The sequence below is a fragment of the Massilibacteroides vaginae genome (assembly GCF_900178525.1).
Lineage (GTDB): Bacteria > Bacteroidota > Bacteroidia > Bacteroidales > Tannerellaceae > Massilibacteroides > Massilibacteroides vaginae.
Window position 1 is genome coordinate 489,213 of sequence record NZ_FXDJ01000009.1, and the last position, 18,185, is coordinate 507,397.

General features: G+C 39.0%; 14 protein-coding genes and 5 tRNA genes. 1 reads left to right on the top strand and 18 read right to left on the bottom strand.

The window, feature by feature from the left end; translation table 11 throughout:
- Positions 1–306: 306 nt before the first annotated feature.
- Complete coding sequence (locus B9Y81_RS10575) at positions 307–618, bottom strand: DUF3467 domain-containing protein (RefSeq protein WP_085536902.1); 312 nt, start codon at positions 616–618, stop codon at positions 307–309.
- A gap of 208 nt (positions 619–826) precedes the next feature.
- Here B9Y81_RS10575 and B9Y81_RS10580 point away from each other — a divergent pair, with 208 nt between their 5' ends.
- Complete coding sequence (locus tag B9Y81_RS10580) at positions 827–2,476, top strand: IS1182 family transposase (protein WP_085535336.1); 1,650 nt, start codon at positions 827–829, stop codon at positions 2,474–2,476.
- Between the two features lie 61 nt (positions 2,477–2,537).
- On the opposite strand, the gene rpoC is transcribed toward B9Y81_RS10580, so the two are convergent.
- From rpoC to lepB, 17 genes are all read right to left on the bottom strand, one after another.
- Positions 2,538–6,830, bottom strand: a complete 4,293-nt coding sequence (rpoC, locus tag B9Y81_RS10585) for a DNA-directed RNA polymerase subunit beta' (protein ID WP_085536903.1) — start codon at positions 6,828–6,830, stop codon at positions 2,538–2,540.
- A gap of 68 nt (positions 6,831–6,898) precedes the next feature.
- Entirely contained in the window at positions 6,899–10,711 is a 3,813-nt protein-coding gene (rpoB, locus tag B9Y81_RS10590) for a DNA-directed RNA polymerase subunit beta (protein WP_085536904.1), read from the bottom strand.
- A gap of 107 nt (positions 10,712–10,818) precedes the next feature.
- Entirely contained in the window at positions 10,819–11,193 is a 375-nt protein-coding gene (rplL, locus tag B9Y81_RS10595; protein ID WP_085536905.1) for a 50S ribosomal protein L7/L12, read from the bottom strand.
- 34 nt (positions 11,194–11,227) lie between these two features.
- Complete coding sequence (rplJ, locus tag B9Y81_RS10600) at positions 11,228–11,755, bottom strand: 50S ribosomal protein L10 (protein WP_085536906.1); 528 nt, start codon at positions 11,753–11,755, stop codon at positions 11,228–11,230.
- A gap of 15 nt (positions 11,756–11,770) precedes the next feature.
- Complete coding sequence (gene rplA, locus B9Y81_RS10605) at positions 11,771–12,469, bottom strand: 50S ribosomal protein L1 (RefSeq protein ID WP_085536907.1); 699 nt, start codon at positions 12,467–12,469, stop codon at positions 11,771–11,773.
- Positions 12,470–12,484: 15 nt separating this feature from the next.
- Complete coding sequence (gene rplK / locus B9Y81_RS10610) at positions 12,485–12,928, bottom strand: 50S ribosomal protein L11 (RefSeq protein WP_085536908.1); 444 nt, start codon at positions 12,926–12,928, stop codon at positions 12,485–12,487.
- A gap of 65 nt (positions 12,929–12,993) precedes the next feature.
- A complete protein-coding gene (gene nusG, locus B9Y81_RS10615) occupies positions 12,994–13,536 on the bottom strand; it encodes a transcription termination/antitermination protein NusG (protein WP_085536909.1) in 543 nt (180 codons plus the stop codon).
- Positions 13,537–13,548: 12 nt separating this feature from the next.
- A complete protein-coding gene (gene secE / locus B9Y81_RS10620; protein ID WP_085536910.1) occupies positions 13,549–13,743 on the bottom strand; it encodes a preprotein translocase subunit SecE in 195 nt (64 codons plus the stop codon).
- A gap of 17 nt (positions 13,744–13,760) precedes the next feature.
- Positions 13,761–13,833, bottom strand: a tRNA-Trp gene (locus B9Y81_RS10625).
- 46 nt (positions 13,834–13,879) lie between these two features.
- Positions 13,880–15,067, bottom strand: coding sequence for an elongation factor Tu (gene tuf / locus B9Y81_RS10630; RefSeq protein WP_085536911.1), 1,188 nt, complete (start codon positions 15,065–15,067; stop codon positions 13,880–13,882).
- Positions 15,068–15,146: 79 nt separating this feature from the next.
- Positions 15,147–15,218: transfer RNA gene (locus B9Y81_RS10635), tRNA-Thr, on the bottom strand.
- Positions 15,219–15,224: 6 nt separating this feature from the next.
- Positions 15,225–15,297, bottom strand: a tRNA-Gly gene (locus B9Y81_RS10640).
- 12 nt (positions 15,298–15,309) lie between these two features.
- Positions 15,310–15,392, bottom strand: a tRNA-Tyr gene (locus B9Y81_RS10645).
- Positions 15,393–15,414: 22 nt separating this feature from the next.
- A tRNA-Thr gene (locus B9Y81_RS10650) sits at positions 15,415–15,488 on the bottom strand.
- Positions 15,489–15,581: 93 nt separating this feature from the next.
- Positions 15,582–16,778: a ribosome hibernation-promoting factor, HPF/YfiA family gene (hpf, locus tag B9Y81_RS10655; protein ID WP_085536912.1), complete on the bottom strand. Its 1,197-nt coding sequence runs from the start codon at positions 16,776–16,778 to the stop codon at positions 15,582–15,584.
- Between the two features lie 80 nt (positions 16,779–16,858).
- On the bottom strand, positions 16,859–17,050 hold the full coding sequence (rpsU, locus tag B9Y81_RS10660; RefSeq protein WP_085536913.1) for a 30S ribosomal protein S21: 192 nt from the start codon (positions 17,048–17,050) through the stop codon (positions 16,859–16,861).
- Between the two features lie 246 nt (positions 17,051–17,296).
- Positions 17,297–18,178, bottom strand: coding sequence for a signal peptidase I (gene lepB, locus B9Y81_RS10665; protein WP_085536914.1), 882 nt, complete (start codon positions 18,176–18,178; stop codon positions 17,297–17,299).
- Between the last annotated feature and the right edge of the window lie 7 nt (positions 18,179–18,185).

Here is an 18,185-nt window from a genome sequence, read left to right on the forward strand (position 1 = left end):
ATCGGCAAATTGTTTATTCAGTTATAACAAGCAGAAAGGACGAATAGTTACGAAGAGGCTAAAAGTAATCCGGAAATCCGCAGAAACCGGCTTAAATTATTCCCCCAAAAAAGAGATAGTAATGTCTTTAAAAAGATAAAGGTTATTTTTCCAAACATAAAGGATATTTTTCGAAAAATAACCTTTATGTTTTTTTGATCTATATATTGCTGATTATCTGCAATATACAAAAGCACAAAAAAAAGCCCGGCAAAACGTGTTTATTTCACGCTTTGCCGGGCATCGTTTTAGGCTTTCAGGAGGAGATCAGGCTTCTCCCGGTTTACCTCCAATGGGAGGAATTACATCTTCAAATCTTACTGTTTTACCTGCATTACTTTGGTTTTCGAACTTCTCAATATTTTCTTGCAAAGCAAACAACAAGCGTTTCGCGTTATCCGGTGTAAGAATAATCCGGCTCTGAACCTTTGCCTTCGGCGTTCCGGGCATCAGACGAATAAAATCAATAATAAACTCCGAACTTGAGTGCGCGATTATCGCCAAATTTGAATATATACCTTGAGCTATCTCGTCTGTTAACTCAACCTGTATTTCGTTTCCTTGATTCTTGTTTTCCATAATCTTAGTTTTTAAAACAATTATTAATTAAACAAAAATAGACGTTCTGTTTCTATTATACAAACAAGACACAAGAATATCCGCACGCTATTTTTGATAGGGGTAAGTATTAAAAAAAAAGAGGGTGTCCAAAAAGTTTTGGACATCCTTTTTTTATTGCTCTTTTTTTATTATATTTAAGTCATAAAACAAAGACAATCATTGCTTTATGGCCAAAATATCATGGAAACCCTACAATCAGGGGCAAGGTGTTCTTTTTCCGGTAAGTATAGACAGTAAGATACCTGAAGATCACCCCGTTCGTTTAGTCAATCATATTGTTGACGAGCTTGACTTATCCGACATTGATTTTGGATATAAAGGAGGAGGCAATAGTAGTTACCACCCCCGGATGTTGCTAAAGATTCTTTTTTACGCCTATCTGAACAATGTCTATTCCTGTCGAAAAATAGCCGCTCAATTAGAACAAAACATTTATTACATCTGGCTCTCTGGCGATCAACAGCCTAATTTCAGGACAATAAACAACTTCCGTTCGCTTCGTCTAAAGCAGAGTATCCATAAGCTATTTGTTCAGATCGTCTTCATTCTGGTAGATATGGGCTACATCAGTTTGAAAGAACTCTATGTAGATGGCACTAAGTTGGAGAGCCGTGCTAACCGATACACTTTTGTATGGCGCAAAAGCGTTGAAAGAAATAAGGCTAAGCTGGAATCTAAAATACATGGTATTCTCTCTCAGATAGAAGACGGTATTACTCAAGACAATGCTCCCGATGATGAGCCTCCTACCCCCATCAACAGTCGGGAATTGAAAGAAAGGATACAGCAGATAAACCGGGAGAACCGTAGTAAAGAAGAACTTAAACAAATCAAAACGCTGGAAGATAAACATTTGCCAAAACTTCAGGAGTACGAAGAAAAGTTGGATACTCTGGGGGAGCGTAATAGCTTTGGCAAAACCGATACGGATTCAACTTTTATGCGCATGAAAGAGGACCATATGAGAAACGGACAGTTAAAGCCCGCGTATAATCTTCAAATAGGTACAGAAAACCAATTTATAACACACTATGATCTCTTTCCTAATCCAACAGACACATTGACTCTTATCCCTTTTATGAATGGATTTGAAAGCAACTACAAGATACGTCCTGAACAGCTTTGTGCCGACTCGGGTTATGGAAGTGAAGAGAATTATACTTACCTGGAAAAGAAAGAAATCGAGGCTTATGTAAAATACAATTATTTTCACAAAGAAGAGAAACGTTCCTTTAAAAACAATGCATTTCTACAGGACAACCTCTATTACAATAAGGAGAAAGACTATTTCATCTGTCCGATGGGGCAACAAATGAAAAAGATTTATACGACAAATCGTAAAACTCAAAGTGGCTTTGTTTCAGAGATAAGTGTTTACAAAGCCAGCCGTTGTCAAGGTTGTCCGCTCAGGAGTTTATGCCATAAGTCAGAAAACGACAGACAAATACAGGTTAATCATAAGCTAAGGGAGTATAAACGGAAAGCCCGTGAAAGGCTTACCTCGGAAGAAGGTCTACGAATGCGAAAGCGACGCCCCATAGAACCCGAAGCTGTTTTCGGTCAAATCAAATACAATAAAGCTTACAATCGGTTCCGCCATCAATCAAAAGAGAAAGTGGCAATGGATTTTGCTGTCTTTGCTATAGCCTTTAACCTGCTCAAACTATATCGAAAGCAGAAAAAGGCAGTTTTTGCTCAAAAAAGAACGGTAAAAAACAAGAATGTAGAACTTTTTAGAGTCTATCAACACCACGAAGAGAGAAAAACTCAGATTATAAATCTGACAAAGCTAAATCAACAAAAGAACGCAGCATAAAAAGATAAAAGAGAGTGCCCTTGTGGGACACCCTCTTTTTCTTATTTAGTTTTCTACCTTATTATCTATCGATTTCCGCATCCACTTCGTTGAAATCAACAACAGTTCTACGGTTTGACATTATACGGTCGAATTCATCTTTAGCTCCAACAACTAATTTATCAAAGTCGCGCTGTCCGGTTCCGGCAGGAATCAAGTGACCACAGATCACGTTTTCCTTCAAACCTTCAAGACGGTCAACTTTTCCGTTAATTGCTGCTTCATTCAACACCTTAGTTGTTTCCTGGAAGGAAGCGGCAGACATAAAGCTGGTAGTCTGTAATGCGGCACGTGTAATACCTTGAAGTATCTGATTCGCTGTTGCAGGGATTGCATCACGAACTTCTACCAGTTTAAGGTCACGACGTTTCAGCATACTGTTTTCATCTCTCAGTTTACGAGCGGTTACAATCTGTCCGGCTTGTAAAGTTTGAGAATCTCCGGCATCAAGAACCACTTTCTTACCCCAAACACGGTCGTTTTCTTCCATTACATCAAGTTTATCAACCACTTGTTGTTCAAGGAAGCGCGTATCTCCCGGATCTACAACTTCTACTTTACGCATCATCTGGCGAACGATTACTTCAAAGTGTTTGTCATTGATCTTCACACCTTGCAGACGGTAAACGTCTTGTACTTCATTCACGATATATTCCTGCACAGCCGTAGGGCCTTTAATCGCAAGGATATCGGAAGGCGTAGTTGCTCCGTCAGACAGCGGCATACCGGCACGTATATAGTCGTTTTCCTGAACAAGTAATTGTTTTGACAACGATACCATATATTTCTTCACTTCACCCAACTTAGAAGTAACGGTTACTTCACGGTTACCACGCTTAATCTTTCCAAAACCAACTTCACCGTCAATTTCAGAAACAACAGCAGGGTTAGAAGGGTTACGTGCTTCGAATAGCTCGGTAACACGCGGAAGACCTCCGGTGATGTCACCGGTTTTACCAATCGCACGAGGAATCTTCACTAAAACTTCTCCGGCTTTCACGCTATCTCCGTTTTCTTTAACAACGTGCGATCCGAGTGGCAATGAATAATTCTTCAGATAGCTTCCGCCCTCGTCTACAATGTGTACTTCCGGCGCTTTCGTCTTATCTTTTGACTCGATGATAATCTTTTCCTTCAATCCTGTAGTTTCATCACTTTCCACTTTGTAAGTTACGTTCTCAATTACATTTTCAAACTCAATCTTACCGGAAACTTCCGAAACAATAACAGCATTAAATGGGTCCCATTCAATAATAACGTCGCCTTTCTTTACATTGTCACCGCTCTTGAAATAAAGCTTAGAACCGTAAGGAATATTGTGCGTAAGAAGAACGATCCTTGTGTTAGGATCAATAATTCTCATTTCCGCCAAACGGCTTACTACTACCTGACAAGGTTTTCCTGTCACGTCTGTAGATTCTACAGAACGTAGCTCATCTATTTCAATGATACCGTCAAACTTAGAAGTAATATTATTCTCTGTAGCGATATTAGAAGCAATACCCCCAACGTGGAAAGTACGAAGTGTTAACTGTGTACCCGGTTCACCGATTGATTGCGCAGCGATAACACCTACAACCTCACCTCTCTGAACCATGCGTCCTGTTGCCAGATTACGTCCGTAACATTTCGCACATACACCTTTTTTAGACTCACATGTCAATACAGATCGTATTTCTACGCTTTCTATTGGTGAATCCTGTATTTTTTTCGCAGCGTCTTCTCTGATCTCTTCTCCAGCCTGTACAAGGATTTCTCCCGTTTGAGGATGTTGGATATCATGAACTGAAACACGTCCTAAAATACGTTCGTATAATGAAGCGATAACCTCTTCGTTATTCTTCAATTCAGTACAGATCAAACCGCGTAATGTACCACAGTCTTCTTCATTGATGATCACATCATGCGATACATCCACAAGACGACGAGTAAGGTAACCCGCATCAGCAGTTTTCAAAGCTGTATCCGCCAAACCTTTACGAGCACCGTGAGTAGAGATAAAATACTCAAGCACGGACAAACCTTCTTTAAAGTTTGAAAGAATTGGGTTTTCGATAATTTGACCACCATCAGAACCACTTTTCTGAGGTTTTGCCATCAAACCACGCATACCTGAAAGCTGACGAATCTGTTCTTTAGATCCACGAGCACCAGAGTCCATCATCATATAGACGGAGTTAAACCCGTCATTATCTTCAGTCAGCTGTTTCATCAAGATATTAGACAGCTTGCTATTTACGTGCGTCCAGGTATCAATAATCTGGTTATAACGTTCGTTGAAGGTGATGAATCCCATGCTATAATTGCCCAGAATCTGCTCAACTTCGTCGTAACCTTCTTTCACCAACGCTTCTTTTTCTTCAGGAATTAAAACGTCGGCAAGATTAAATGACAGACCACCCTTGAAGGCCATCTGATAACCGAGGTTCTTAATATCATCAAGGAACTGAGCCGTACGAGCAACACCACACGTTTTAATAACTAAACCAATGATGTCACGTAAAGACTTCTTTCCTAATATTTCATTTACATATCCTATTTCTTTCGGAACGAATTCGTTCACCATTACACGTCCAACAGAAGTTTCGCGCATAATTCTTACCAAGTTTCCGTTTTCGTCTATATCATCTACATATACTTTAATCGGAGCATGGATAGCTACCTTTTTCTCATTATATGCGATAATAGCTTCTTCTTCTCCGTAGAAAACAAGACCTTCACCTAACGTATTCGGACGTAGTTTTGTGATATAATACAACCCTAACACCATGTCCTGAGAAGGAACAGTAATAGGAGCACCATTCGCCGGATTCAAGATATTATGAGAAGCCAACATCAACATTTGAGCTTCCAAAACAGCTTCGTTTCCTAAAGGAAGGTGTACCGCCATCTGGTCTCCGTCGAAGTCGGCATTAAAAGCCGTACAAGCAAGCGGGTGCAACTGAATAGCCTTACCTTCAATCAATTTAGGTTGGAATGCCTGTATACCTAAACGGTGCAATGTCGGAGCACGGTTCAGCAATACGGGGTGTCCTTTCATTACATATTCAAGGATATCCCATACAACAGGTTCTTTTCTATCAACAATCTTTTTCGCAGATTTAACTGTCTTAACGATTCCACGTTCGATCAGTTTACGAATAACGAAAGGTTTATATAATTCAGCCGCCATATTTTTAGGCAGACCGCATTCATGCATTTTCAGTTCAGGACCTACAACAATTACCGAACGGGCAGAATAGTCCACACGTTTACCAAGTAAGTTCTGACGGAAACGTCCTTGCTTACCCTTCAAACTGTCTGAAAGTGATTTCAATGGACGGTTAGCGTCTGTTTTAACAGCACTTGATTTACGCGAGTTATCAAACAGAGAGTCCACCGCTTCCTGAAGCATACGTTTTTCATTACGCAGAATAACTTCCGGAGCTTTAATATCAATCAATCGTTTCAAACGGTTATTACGGATAATAACACGACGATACAAATCATTCAAGTCTGACGTAGCAAATCGACCACCATCCAACGGAACCAAAGGACGTAATTCGGGCGGAATAACCGGAACAACTTTTACAATCATCCATTCAGGTCTGTTCCGTCCTTTAGAAGCACGGAAAGACTCAACCACCTGAAGACGTTTTAACGCTTCATTCTTACGTTGTTGAGAAGTATCAGTGCTTGCGCGGTGACGCAAGTCATAGGATAAAGCATCAAGATCAAGACGAGCCAACAGATCATAAACTGCTTCTGCTCCAATCTTAGCGATAAATTTGTTAGGATCAGTATCTTCAAGCAATTGGTTTTCCTTTGGAAGAGAATCCAATACTTGCAGGTATTCTTCCTCTGATAACAGATCTAACTGCTCTACTGTGTCTACGCATCCTTTTTGAATGACAACATAACGCTCATAGTAAATAATCGAGTCGAGTTTCTTCGTAGGAACACCCAGTAGATAACCTATTTTATTCGGAAGAGAACGGAAATACCAGATATGTGCTACCGGAACAACCAAATGAATATGTCCCATACGTTCGCGACGCACCTTTTTTTCCGTAACTTCTACCCCACAACGATCACAAACAATACCTTTATAACGTATACGTTTATACTTTCCGCAATGGCATTCGTAATCCTTAATCGGACCAAAAATTCGTTCACAGAACAGACCATCACGTTCCGGTTTATAGGTACGGTAGTTTATCGTTTCAGGCTTCAAAACTTCACCGCTCGAGTTTTCCAGAATCTCCTCAGGAGAAGCCAACCCGATAGTAATTTTTGAAAAGCTACTCTTTATCTTATTTTCTTTTCTAAAAGCCATATGTATTATTTATATAAAGAGATATCGTTTGAAATTGAAGACACCATGTCTATTATATTCATATAGAATTAATCTAAAGTAAAGCTTAAGCCAAGTCCTCTTAATTCATGTAGCAATACATTTAAAGACTCAGGTATACCTGGCTGTGGCATAGGTTCACCTTTTACAATAGCTTCATAAGCTTTAGAACGTCCTACCACATCATCAGACTTGATAGTAAGAATTTCCTGCAGGATATGTGCGGCACCGAATGCTTCTAATGCCCAAACCTCCATTTCTCCGAAACGCTGACCACCAAACTGTGCTTTACCACCTAAAGGTTGTTGCGTAATCAAAGAATACGGACCAATAGAACGAGCATGCATTTTATCATCAACCATGTGTCCTAATTTCAGGAAGTAGGTAACACCTACAGTTGCAGGTTGATCAAAACGTTCGCCGGTTCCACCATCATAAAGATAAGTTTTACCATAACGTGGCACTCCTGCTTTATCCGTCCATTCATTCAAGTCGTCCAATGAAGCACCATCAAAAATCGGAGTTGCAAATTTAACATTTAATTCTTTACCGGCCCAACCAAGAACAGCTTCAAAAATTTGTCCAAGGTTCATACGAGAAGGTACACCAAGCGGGTTCAAACAAATGTCAACAGGAGTTCCGTCTTCCAAGAAAGGCATATCTTCCTGACGAACGATCTTCGAAACAATACCCTTGTTTCCATGACGACCGGCCATCTTATCACCCACCTGTATCTTACGTTTCTTGGCAATATAAACTTTAGCCATCTGAACAATACCGGTTGGTAATTCATCCCCAATAGTCAGATCAAACTTCTTACGTCTAAGTTCAGCGTCTAACTCTTTGTTCTTTTTCAGATAATTAAGAATTACAAGCTTAATTAACTCATTCTTTTCAGAATCAGATGTCCAATTGCTAACTTGAACAGCATTGTAATCTAATTCCTCCAATGACTTACGCGAGAACTTAGCCCCTTTAGCAATTATATCAGTATTCAGATAATCTTTAACACCTAAAGAGGTTTTACCACTTGTCAGAAGAAATATTTTTTCAACTAATTGGGCTTTTAATTCAGCCATTTTCATGTCGAAATCTTCATCCAATTTTGGCAGAATAGCCTTATCTGTCAATCTTGATTTGCGTTTCTTTACAGCTTTGGAGAATAAGTTTGTTTCAATAACAACACCACGCAATGATGGAGTTGCTTTTAAAGAAGCATCTTTTACATCTCCTGCTTTGTCACCAAAGATCGCACGAAGCAACTTTTCTTCAGGTGAAGGATCCGATTCTCCTTTCGGAGTAATCTTTCCAATAAGAATATCTCCCGGTTCAATCCGAGCACCTACTCTTACAATTCCACGCTCATCCAAATCTTTCGTAGCCTCTTCGCTAACGTTAGGAATATCAGAAGTCAATTCTTCCATCCCTCGTTTAGTTTCGCGCACTTCCAGAATATATTCATCAACATGAACCGAGGTAAAGAAATCATCTCTTACCATACGTTCATTCAACACAATAGCATCCTCATAGTTATATCCCTTCCAAGGCATATAAGCAACCTTCACATTACGTCCAAGTGCTAATTCCCCTTTTTCGGTAGAATAACCTTCGGTCAAAATTTGTCCCGGAACAACACGTTGCCCACGATAACAAATAGGACGTAAGTCAACCGTTGTACTTTGGTTTGTTTTACGCCATTTCGGGATATTATATGTAATAACCGCATCTTCGAAGCTTACAAACTCTTCATTTTCTGTACGGTCATATTTAATCTTAATACATGTAGCATCAACAAATACCACCTCACCATGTTGCTCAGCAACAATTTGAGTACGCGAGTCTTTCGCAACCTGCCCCTCAATACCAGTTCCCACAATAGGAGAATCGGTCTGAATCAATGGCACTGCCTGGCGCATCATGTTAGATCCCATCAACGCACGGTTAGCATCATCATGCTCCAAGAACGGAATAAGAGAAGCAGCGATAGAAGCGATCTGCGTAGGCGATACGTCCATCATATCAACTTCAGAAGGAGAAACCACAGGGAAGTCAGCCTCAAAACGAGATTTGATACGATCGCGAACGAAGCGTCCGTTATCGTCCAACAAGGCATTACCTTGTGCAATTGTCAATTCCTCTTCTTCCTCCGCTGTCATATATTGCAAACCTTCTTCCGAAAAGTCAACACGACCCTCTTTCACACTACGATAAGGCGTAGAAATAAAACCAAGATCGTTGATCTTCGCATATACACAAAGCGAAGAGATCAAACCAATGTTTGGTCCTTCCGGAGTTTCAATCGGACATAAACGACCATAATGCGTATAGTGAACGTCACGAACCTCAAATCCGGCACGTTCTCTTGATAAACCACCCGGTCCAAGTGCAGACAAACGACGTTTGTGTGTAATTTCCGCAAGAGGATTCGTCTGGTCCATAAACTGAGACAAGGCATTCGTTCCAAAGAATGAATTAACAACAGAAGAAATAGTCTTTGCGTTAATCAAATCAATCGGAGTAAACACCTCATTATCTCGAACATTCATACGTTCTCTTACCGTACGAGACATACGAGCCAAACCAATACCAAATTGATTATATAACTGCTCACCTACTGTACGTACACGACGATTGCTCAAGTGGTCGATATCATCAACATTCGCTTTTGAATTAATCAATTCAATCAAATATTTGATGATCTCGATAATATCTTCTTTAGTTAAAACCTTAGTATCATCACTGGTGGTCAAGCCCAGTTTTTTATTGATACGATAACGACCTACTTCTCCAAGATCATAACGTTTTTCAGAGAAGAACAGATTCGTTATTACCTCACGAGCACTTGCTTCATCAGCAGGTTCAGCGTTTCTCAGCTGTCTGTAGATATACAAAACAGCCTCTTTCTCCGAGTTACTCGGATCTTTTTGCAAAGTATTATAGATGATCGCGAAATCAGATAAATTCTGATCCTCTCTATGTAACAAAACATTCTGAGTGCCGGATTCAATAATAGCTTCAATATTATCATTATCCAAAACCGACTCACGATCAATAATTACATCATTACGTTCAATAGAAACTACTTCACCAGTATCTTCATCAACGAAATCTTCAACCCATGTTTTCAAAACACGCGCTGCCAACTTACGACCGATAAGTTTTTTCAGATTGGTTTTATTAACCTTAACCTCTTCCGCAAGATTAAATATTTCAAGAATGTCTTTATCACTCTCAAAGCCGATAGCTCTCAAAAGAGTCGTTACCGGTAATTTCTTTTTACGGTCGATATAAGCATACATGACATTATTAATATCAGTAGCAAATTCGATCCATGATCCTTTAAACGGAATAATACGTGCTGAATACAATTTTGTACCGTTGGCATGTATACTTTGTCCAAAGAACACACCCGGCGAACGATGTAATTGAGATACGACAACACGTTCAGCACCATTTATCACAAAGGTACCTCTGGAAGTCATATACGGGATAGGCCCCAGGTATACGTCCTGAATTACGGTATCAAAGTCTTCGTGATCGGGATCAGTACAATACAGTTTTAATTTCGCTTTTAACGGAACACTATAAGTAAGCCCGCGAGCAATACACTCATCAATTGAATAGCGGGGCGGATCAATATAATAATCCAGGAATTCCAGTACAAAATTATTTCTCGTATCTGCTATAGGAAAATTCTCAGCAAATACCTTATACAAACCCTCCTTTTTTCTTTTTTCCGAGGGAGTGTCAAGTTGAAGAAAGTCTTGGAATGACTTCAATTGTACTTCGAGGAAGTCTGGATAAGGAAGGGAGTTCTTTATCGAAGCAAAATTAACTCTTTGGTTTTCAGCTGTTGAAGACATCTATTAAGGAATTTATTGAACTTAATGAAATTATAGACACAAAAAGGTTAAGAATCCCCTTTCAAGAAGATTCTTAACCAAATCACCTGGTAACCAGGCTATAAGACTTATTTAAGCTCAACTTCAGCGCCAGCTTCTTCTAAGCTCTTTTTCAATCCTTCTGCATCTGCCTTAGCAATACCTTCTTTGATATTACTTGGAGCACCATCAACTAAATCTTTAGCTTCTTTCAAACCAAGACCTGTTAATTCTTTTACTAACTTAACAATAGCCAATTTGTTAGCTCCAGGAGCTTTTAAAACAACATCAAAAGATGTTTTTTCTTCTTCAGCAGCAGCACCAGCAGCAGCAGGACCAGCAACAGCAACAGCTGCAGCAGCAGGTTCAATACCATATTCTTCTTTAAGGATAGTTGCTAATTCGCTAACTTCTTTTACAGTTAAGTTTACTAATTGTTCAGCAAAAGCTTTTAAATCTGCCATTTTTGTATGATTTAATTGATTATTTTTCTTTTAATTATTTTCTTTCAGCAAGAGTAGTTAACACTCCGTGAATAGTTTGTCCTGATGATTGAAGTGCAGAAACAACGTTCTTTGCAGGAGATTGCAACAAAGCAATAACATCAGCAAGAAGTTCGTTTTTACTCTTGATATCAACTAAGGCACTTAAGTTTTCTGCTCCTACATAAAAACTTTCCTGTACATAAGCAGCTTTCAACTGAGGTTTTCCCTCCCCTTTAGTATCCTTTGTGAAATCTTTAATCAATCTGGCAGGTACATTAGCCGTATGTGATAACATAACAGCGGTATTACCCTTTAAAGCGGTGTATAAAGGAGAAAAATCCGATTCAAGATTCTCCAACGCTTTCTTTAGCAAACTGTTTTTTACAACAACCAGCTTAACTTCTCGTTTGAAACACTCTCTTCTTAATGCACTTGTTTTTTCTGCATTCAGCGCTTCTATATCTGTTAAATAGAAGTTCGGGTATTCCTGTACGATAGTTGTCAATTGCTCTATAACAGCGACTTTATCTTCCTTTCTCATCGTCCAATTCGTTTATTAATTTTCTTCAACTGATTTCGGGTCAATTTTAATACCCGCACTCATTGTACTAGAAAGATAAATGCTCTTTATGTACACCCCTTTAGCAGCAGTTGGTTTCAACTTGATCAAAGTAGAAATAAACTCTTTAGCATTATCACGAATCTTCTCAGCATCAAAAGACACTTTTCCGACAGACGTATGAACAATACCAGTTTTATCTACTTTAAAGTCGATTTTACCTTGCTTAACTTCTTTAATCGCATTACCAATCTCATTAGTAACAGTACCGCTCTTTGGATTTGGCATTAAACCACGAGGACCTAACACACGACCCAAAGCACCGATCTTACCCATGATAGAAGGCATAGTGATTATTACATCAATATCAGTCCAACCACCTTTAATCTTATTAATGTATTCATCTAATCCGACAAAATCAGCTCCTGCTTCCTGAGCTTCAGCTTCTTTATCCGGAGTACATAATGCGAGAACCCGAACCTGCTTACCGGTTCCATGAGGTAGAGAAACAACGCCTCTCACCATTTGGTTTGCTTTACGTGGATCGACGCCTAAACGAACATCTACATCAACAGACGCATCAAACTTAGTAGTAGTAATTTCTTTTACTAAAGCAGACGCTTCTTTCAATGTATATGATTTCCCAGCTTCAATCTTGCCTAAAGCCAACTTTTGATTTTTTGTAAGTTTACCCATCTCAATTGAAGTTTATTAATTAATTTCCGGGAATGTCCCTTTAACCGTAATACCCATACTTCTTGCAGTACCTGCAACCATTTTCATAGCAGAGTCCAACGTGAAACAATTCAGATCGACAATCTTGTCTTCTGCGATAGCCTTCACCTGATCCCAGGTAATTTCCGCAATTTTCTTACGGTTTGGCTCAGCAGAACCACCTTTCTGTTTTGATGCTTCCAATAATTGGATAGCTACAGGAGGAGTTTTAACGACAAAATCAAATGTCTTATCTGCGAAGTAAGTGATTACCACAGGCAACACTTTACCAGCTTTTTCCTGGGTTCTGGCATTAAATTGCTTGCAGAACTCCATGATGTTAATACCCTTCGAACCTAACGCAGGTCCTACGGGAGGAGAAGGATTCGCTGCCCCTCCTTTAATCTGCAATTTAATTTGTCCAGCAACTTCTTTAGCCATTTTTCTAAAATTTAGATATATATAACTATCAAAAACGAAAGATCATTTTCTTCGTAACAAGAAAACTACTCTTTCTCTACTTGCATATAACCCAACTCAAGCGGAGTTTTTCTTCCGAAAATCTTAACCATTACCTTGAGTTTTTTCTTGTCGGTATTTACCTCTTCAATTACGCCACTGAAACCATTAAACGGTCCAAATGTAACTTTTACGTTTTCACCAACATAATATTGAACGTCCAGCACTTCCTGTTGCTCTTGCAACTCATCTACCGTACCTAAAATACGGCTGACCTCAGAAGGGCGAAGAGGAACAGGATTATCCGATCCTCCTAAAAATCCAATCACGTTAGGAATACTTCTTAACTGATGAGCTACTTCACCTACCAAAGCAGCTTCCACAAGTACATAACCCGGCAAATAGGCTCTTTCTTTCATCACCTTTTTACCATTACGAATTGTGAATGTTTTTTCGGTAGGAATCAATACCTGAGATACATATTCTCCTAAGTCTGTATTTTTCAATTCAGCTTCCAGATATTCTCTTACCTTGTTCTCTTTTCCGCTTATAGCGCGAAGAACATAAAATTTTTTCTGAATGTCAGACATTACAAATACAAATTAAAGGATATTCTCATAGAAGAAACGTAACAACCCTTCAAAACCTAGGTCTATAACAAAAATCAGCGCAGCTATTATTAGGGAAGCAAACAATACAATGACAGCGCTGTTAGACAGTTCGATTCTGTTGGGCCAAGAAACTTTATAAACAAGCTCGTTATAAGATTCTTTGATATATGCAATTACTTTTTTCATCAATCTATAGATTTTTGCACGGAAGGAGAGGCTCGAACTCCCGACACCTGGTTTTGGAGACCAGTGCTCTACCAACTGAGCTACTTCCGTAAATAGCCAGCCCCTAAAAGGAACCGGCTACTATATAATTTAAGAATTAGTCAATTAATTCTGTAATCTGTCCTGCACCTACTGTACGTCCACCTTCACGAATTGCGAAACGAAGACCTACGTTACATGCTACCGGGTAGATAAGTTCTACAGTAATTGTTACGTTATCACCTGGCATAACCATTTCAGTTCCTTCAGGAAGAGTGATTTCACCTGTAACGTCCAATGTACGGATATAGAACTGAGGACGGTATTTCTGGTGGAAAGGAGTGTGACGACCACCTTCTTCTTTCTTCAGAATATACACCTCTGCTTTAAAGCGAGAGTGAGGTTTAACCTGTCCTGGGTGGCAAATAACCATACCACGTTTGATTTCGTCTTTATCGATACCACGAAGTAACAAACCAACGTTGTCACCAGCCTGACCATCATCAAGAAGCTTACGGAACATTTCAACACCTGTAACAACAGATTTTTTTCCTTCAGAACCAAGACCGATAATCTGAACTTCTTCACCAACTTTGATCTTACCTGTTTCGATACGACCTGTAGCTACAGTACCACGACCTGTGATTGAGAACACGTCTTCAACCGGCATAAGGAATGGTTTGTCAACTTCACGTGGAGGCAGAGGAATCCAAGTATCACAAGCTTCCATAAGCTCCATGATTTTATCTTCCCATATTTCTTCACCGTTCAATCCACCAAGAGCAGATCCACGGATAACAGGCGTGTTATCACCGTCGAAATTATAGAATGAAAGAAGTTCTCTCATTTCCATTTCAACAAGATCTAACATTTCTTCATCATCAACACTATCACATTTGTTCATGAAAACAACCAATCTAGGCACGTTTACCTGACGAGCCAAAAGGATGTGTTCACGAGTTTGAGGCATAGGTCCATCAGTTGCAGCAACCACAATAATAGCGCCGTCCATTTGAGCAGCACCAGTTACCATGTTCTTCACATAGTCGGCGTGACCCGGACAGTCAACGTGAGCATAGTGACGATTTGCAGTCTGATACTCTACGTGAGAAGTGTTAATAGTAATACCTCTTTCTTTTTCTTCTGGAGCGTTGTCGATAGAATCGAATGAACGCAATTCAGAAAGACCTCTCTTTGCCAATACAGTTGTAATAGCAGCGGTCAAAGTCGTTTTACCGTGGTCAACGTGGCCAATTGTACCAATGTTAACGTGGGGTTTCGATCTGTCAAAATGTTCTTTTGCCATAACTTAAAATTGTTCTTATTTGATTAATGATCATGTTCTTATCAACATCACATTCTATAAATGTTTCCAAATGTATCAGAGCCGGTGCCGAGACTTGAACTCGGGACCTCTTCCTTACCAAGGAAGTGCTCTACCGCTGAGCTACACAGGCAAAAAGAGCGGAAGACGGGGCTCAAACCCGCGACCCTCAGCTTGGAAGGCTAATGCTCTATCAACTGAGCTACTTCCGCAATTTTGTTTCGTGGGCAGTGATGGATTCGAACCACCGAAGGCGTAAGCCAGCTGAGTTACAGTCAGCCCCATTTGGCCACTCTGGTAACTGCCCCCTAATTCCTGAAACATCCTTGAGCCTCTTGTCGGATTCGAACCAACGACCCCGAGATTACAAATCACGTGCTCTGGCCAACTGAGCTAAAGAGGCGTTTTACGCTAAAAAAGAGCCGTTTCGAGATCAGGGCGAAACGGCTGCAAATTTAGGCATTATTTCTTAGATACCAAATTTATATTCTTTTTTTTATTTGGTTTTTGCTTTTTCTTTATGCTTAACCAATTGTTTCGACAACGCTTCAGCGCATACGTCTATTGCTTCCTCAAAACTATCGGCTGTTTTATCTGCAAAAAGATCTCCATTTTTAATCTTTAAACTGATGGAAGCCTGTTTATTCAACGCCACTTCCGGCTTCACTAACTTCAACACTACTTCTGCGGAAAGTATTCCATCATAGTACTGTTCAAGTTTTGAAATTTTCTTCTGAACAAATGCTTCTAAAGCTTCCGAAGCATCGAAACGAATAGACTGAACTCTAATATCCATAATAACCTCCTTTTTTAGTGCCCTCGGATGGGCATGATATACTTTCTTTAATTCCTCAAAGCTAGTATGAGTGTATATACTGGTAGAAGCCAGACTGCTGTGACCCAATAATTCTTTCACTGCATTCAACTCCGCCCCATTATTCAACATACTGGTTGCAAAAGAATGCCTTAACACATGCGGACTACGTCTTGCTAACGACGGGATCACAGAAAGTGATCTTTTAACTATAGAATAAACAATTCCGACCGAAACCGGCTCACCGTTTTTACGAACAATCAACCAACCTTCACCACTACCGACTTCCTTGTTTCTACATTCTATATATGTCAAAAGCAAATCAGCCAACTCCTTCGCAAAAGGAATCAGCCGCTGTTTGTTTCTCTTTCCGGTAACTTTCAACAGGTATTTACCAAAATCAATATCCGAATCTTTTATTCCGATCAATTCGGACCGTCTGATTCCGGTATCATATAACAGTTCAAGCACCAGTCTGTCTCGTACTCCCTTAAAATCCTCCCCAAACTGATCTCCATCCAAAATACTTTCCATCTCCTTTTCTCTGACAAAATAAGGCAATGGCTTTTTATTCTTCGGACCGTTCATCAAACGGATCGGACTTGTTAAGACAACTTGTTGTCTGACAAGAAACTTAAAAAAAGACTTCAAAGAACTTAGTTTACGATTTACTGTGGTTGAAGACATTTTCGCATTCATCAGAAATACAATCCAGCCTCTCACAATATCAGAGTCAATCCCACAAGGGTCGAACTCCTCTTTCAATTCCTTCTCGACATACTCAACAAACTGTGACAAATCTTTGCGATACGCTTCTATCGTATGTGCAGAATAAGCACGTTCAAAATTAAGATAATCTAAAAATGAATCGATCCACATATTCGTGTCAAATCAATCTTTTGCTTTGCAACGAATATATGAATTAAATATCAAAAAACAAAATCAAAAAACAGATAAAATTAATCTTCTTGCTGTTGCAAATGTTGTACATAAACAGCACGCATTTTCATTTTTCTCTTTTCAATAGAAGGTTTGATAAAAGCCTGACGACCTCTAAGCTCTTTAACAACACCTGTTTTTTCAAATTTTCTTTTAAATTTTTTAAGAGCTCTTTCGATATTCTCTCCCTCTTTCAATGGAACTACAATCATAATTAATTTATTATTTTATTTTTAATATAGCCTAAAATGGGCAGCAAAATTACGGATTGTTTCCTTATTACCAAAACTTTCCGCTAATTATTCTTACATTAATTTATTCAGCAAAGAAGTCATCTCAACTTTTGCTGACTTTATCACCTTATCTAATTCCTAATGAATCCTACAAAATCATTAGAACAGATCAAAAAGTCAAAAGTCATAAAATTTTTATTCCTTTTGTTTTTTAGCTATTAAGCATTAATCTATTTTTTTCAAAATACGATTCCACCGAATCTCACCCGTATATGAATCATTTGATTTCCATATCATAAAAGCTTTTCCCACAATAAACTCTTCTGGAAACAAACCCCAAAAACGCGAGTCTTTTGAGTCTTCTATCCGATCACCTGCCACGAAATAGTAATTAGTTTGAAAAGAATAGGTCTTAATCGGTAAATTATTTAATGAGGCATTTGTGCTATTATCAACCGGAAGTGTTTTACCGGTTTCCCATTCTATCAGTTTACGATAAAGAATGGCATTCTGCTGGTTCATTTCAATTATATCCCCTTTCTTTGGTATGTATAGCGGGCCAAAATTTTTCACATTCCATCCTATAAGACTGTCTTCCGGAAAACTCCAATATAAATTAGTGTCTTTCAGCATCTTGTTGCTCTGCACAGAAAACAGTTCTTGTCCTTCTATATTTCCTACTGGTTTAGATATACCATTGATTTTGTAAAATCCGTTTATAATAGACAGGCTATCGCCTGGTAGTCCAATACAACGTTTGATATAGTATTTCATCATATTCATTTCGATCTTATCCAAATTGTTTGGGTAAGGATAATTAAATACGATTACATCATTCCTTTTTATTTTATTTCCAGGCAGGCGAAATATCCTGACCTGTTCTCCACGCATAGATGCAAAAATATTGAATAAACGGGCACCGGGTGTAAGTTTACTAACCAACACCTTGTCACCTGTTATAAGTCCGGGCTCCATTGAGTTACTCGGGATTCTAAAGGATGAGAAAAAGAATATTTGAATTGCTACAAATAAAGTCAGAATCATACAGCTCCAAAAGAGTATATTGATTATATATCGGCTGAACCTTTTAATAATATCTATTCTCATATTTACA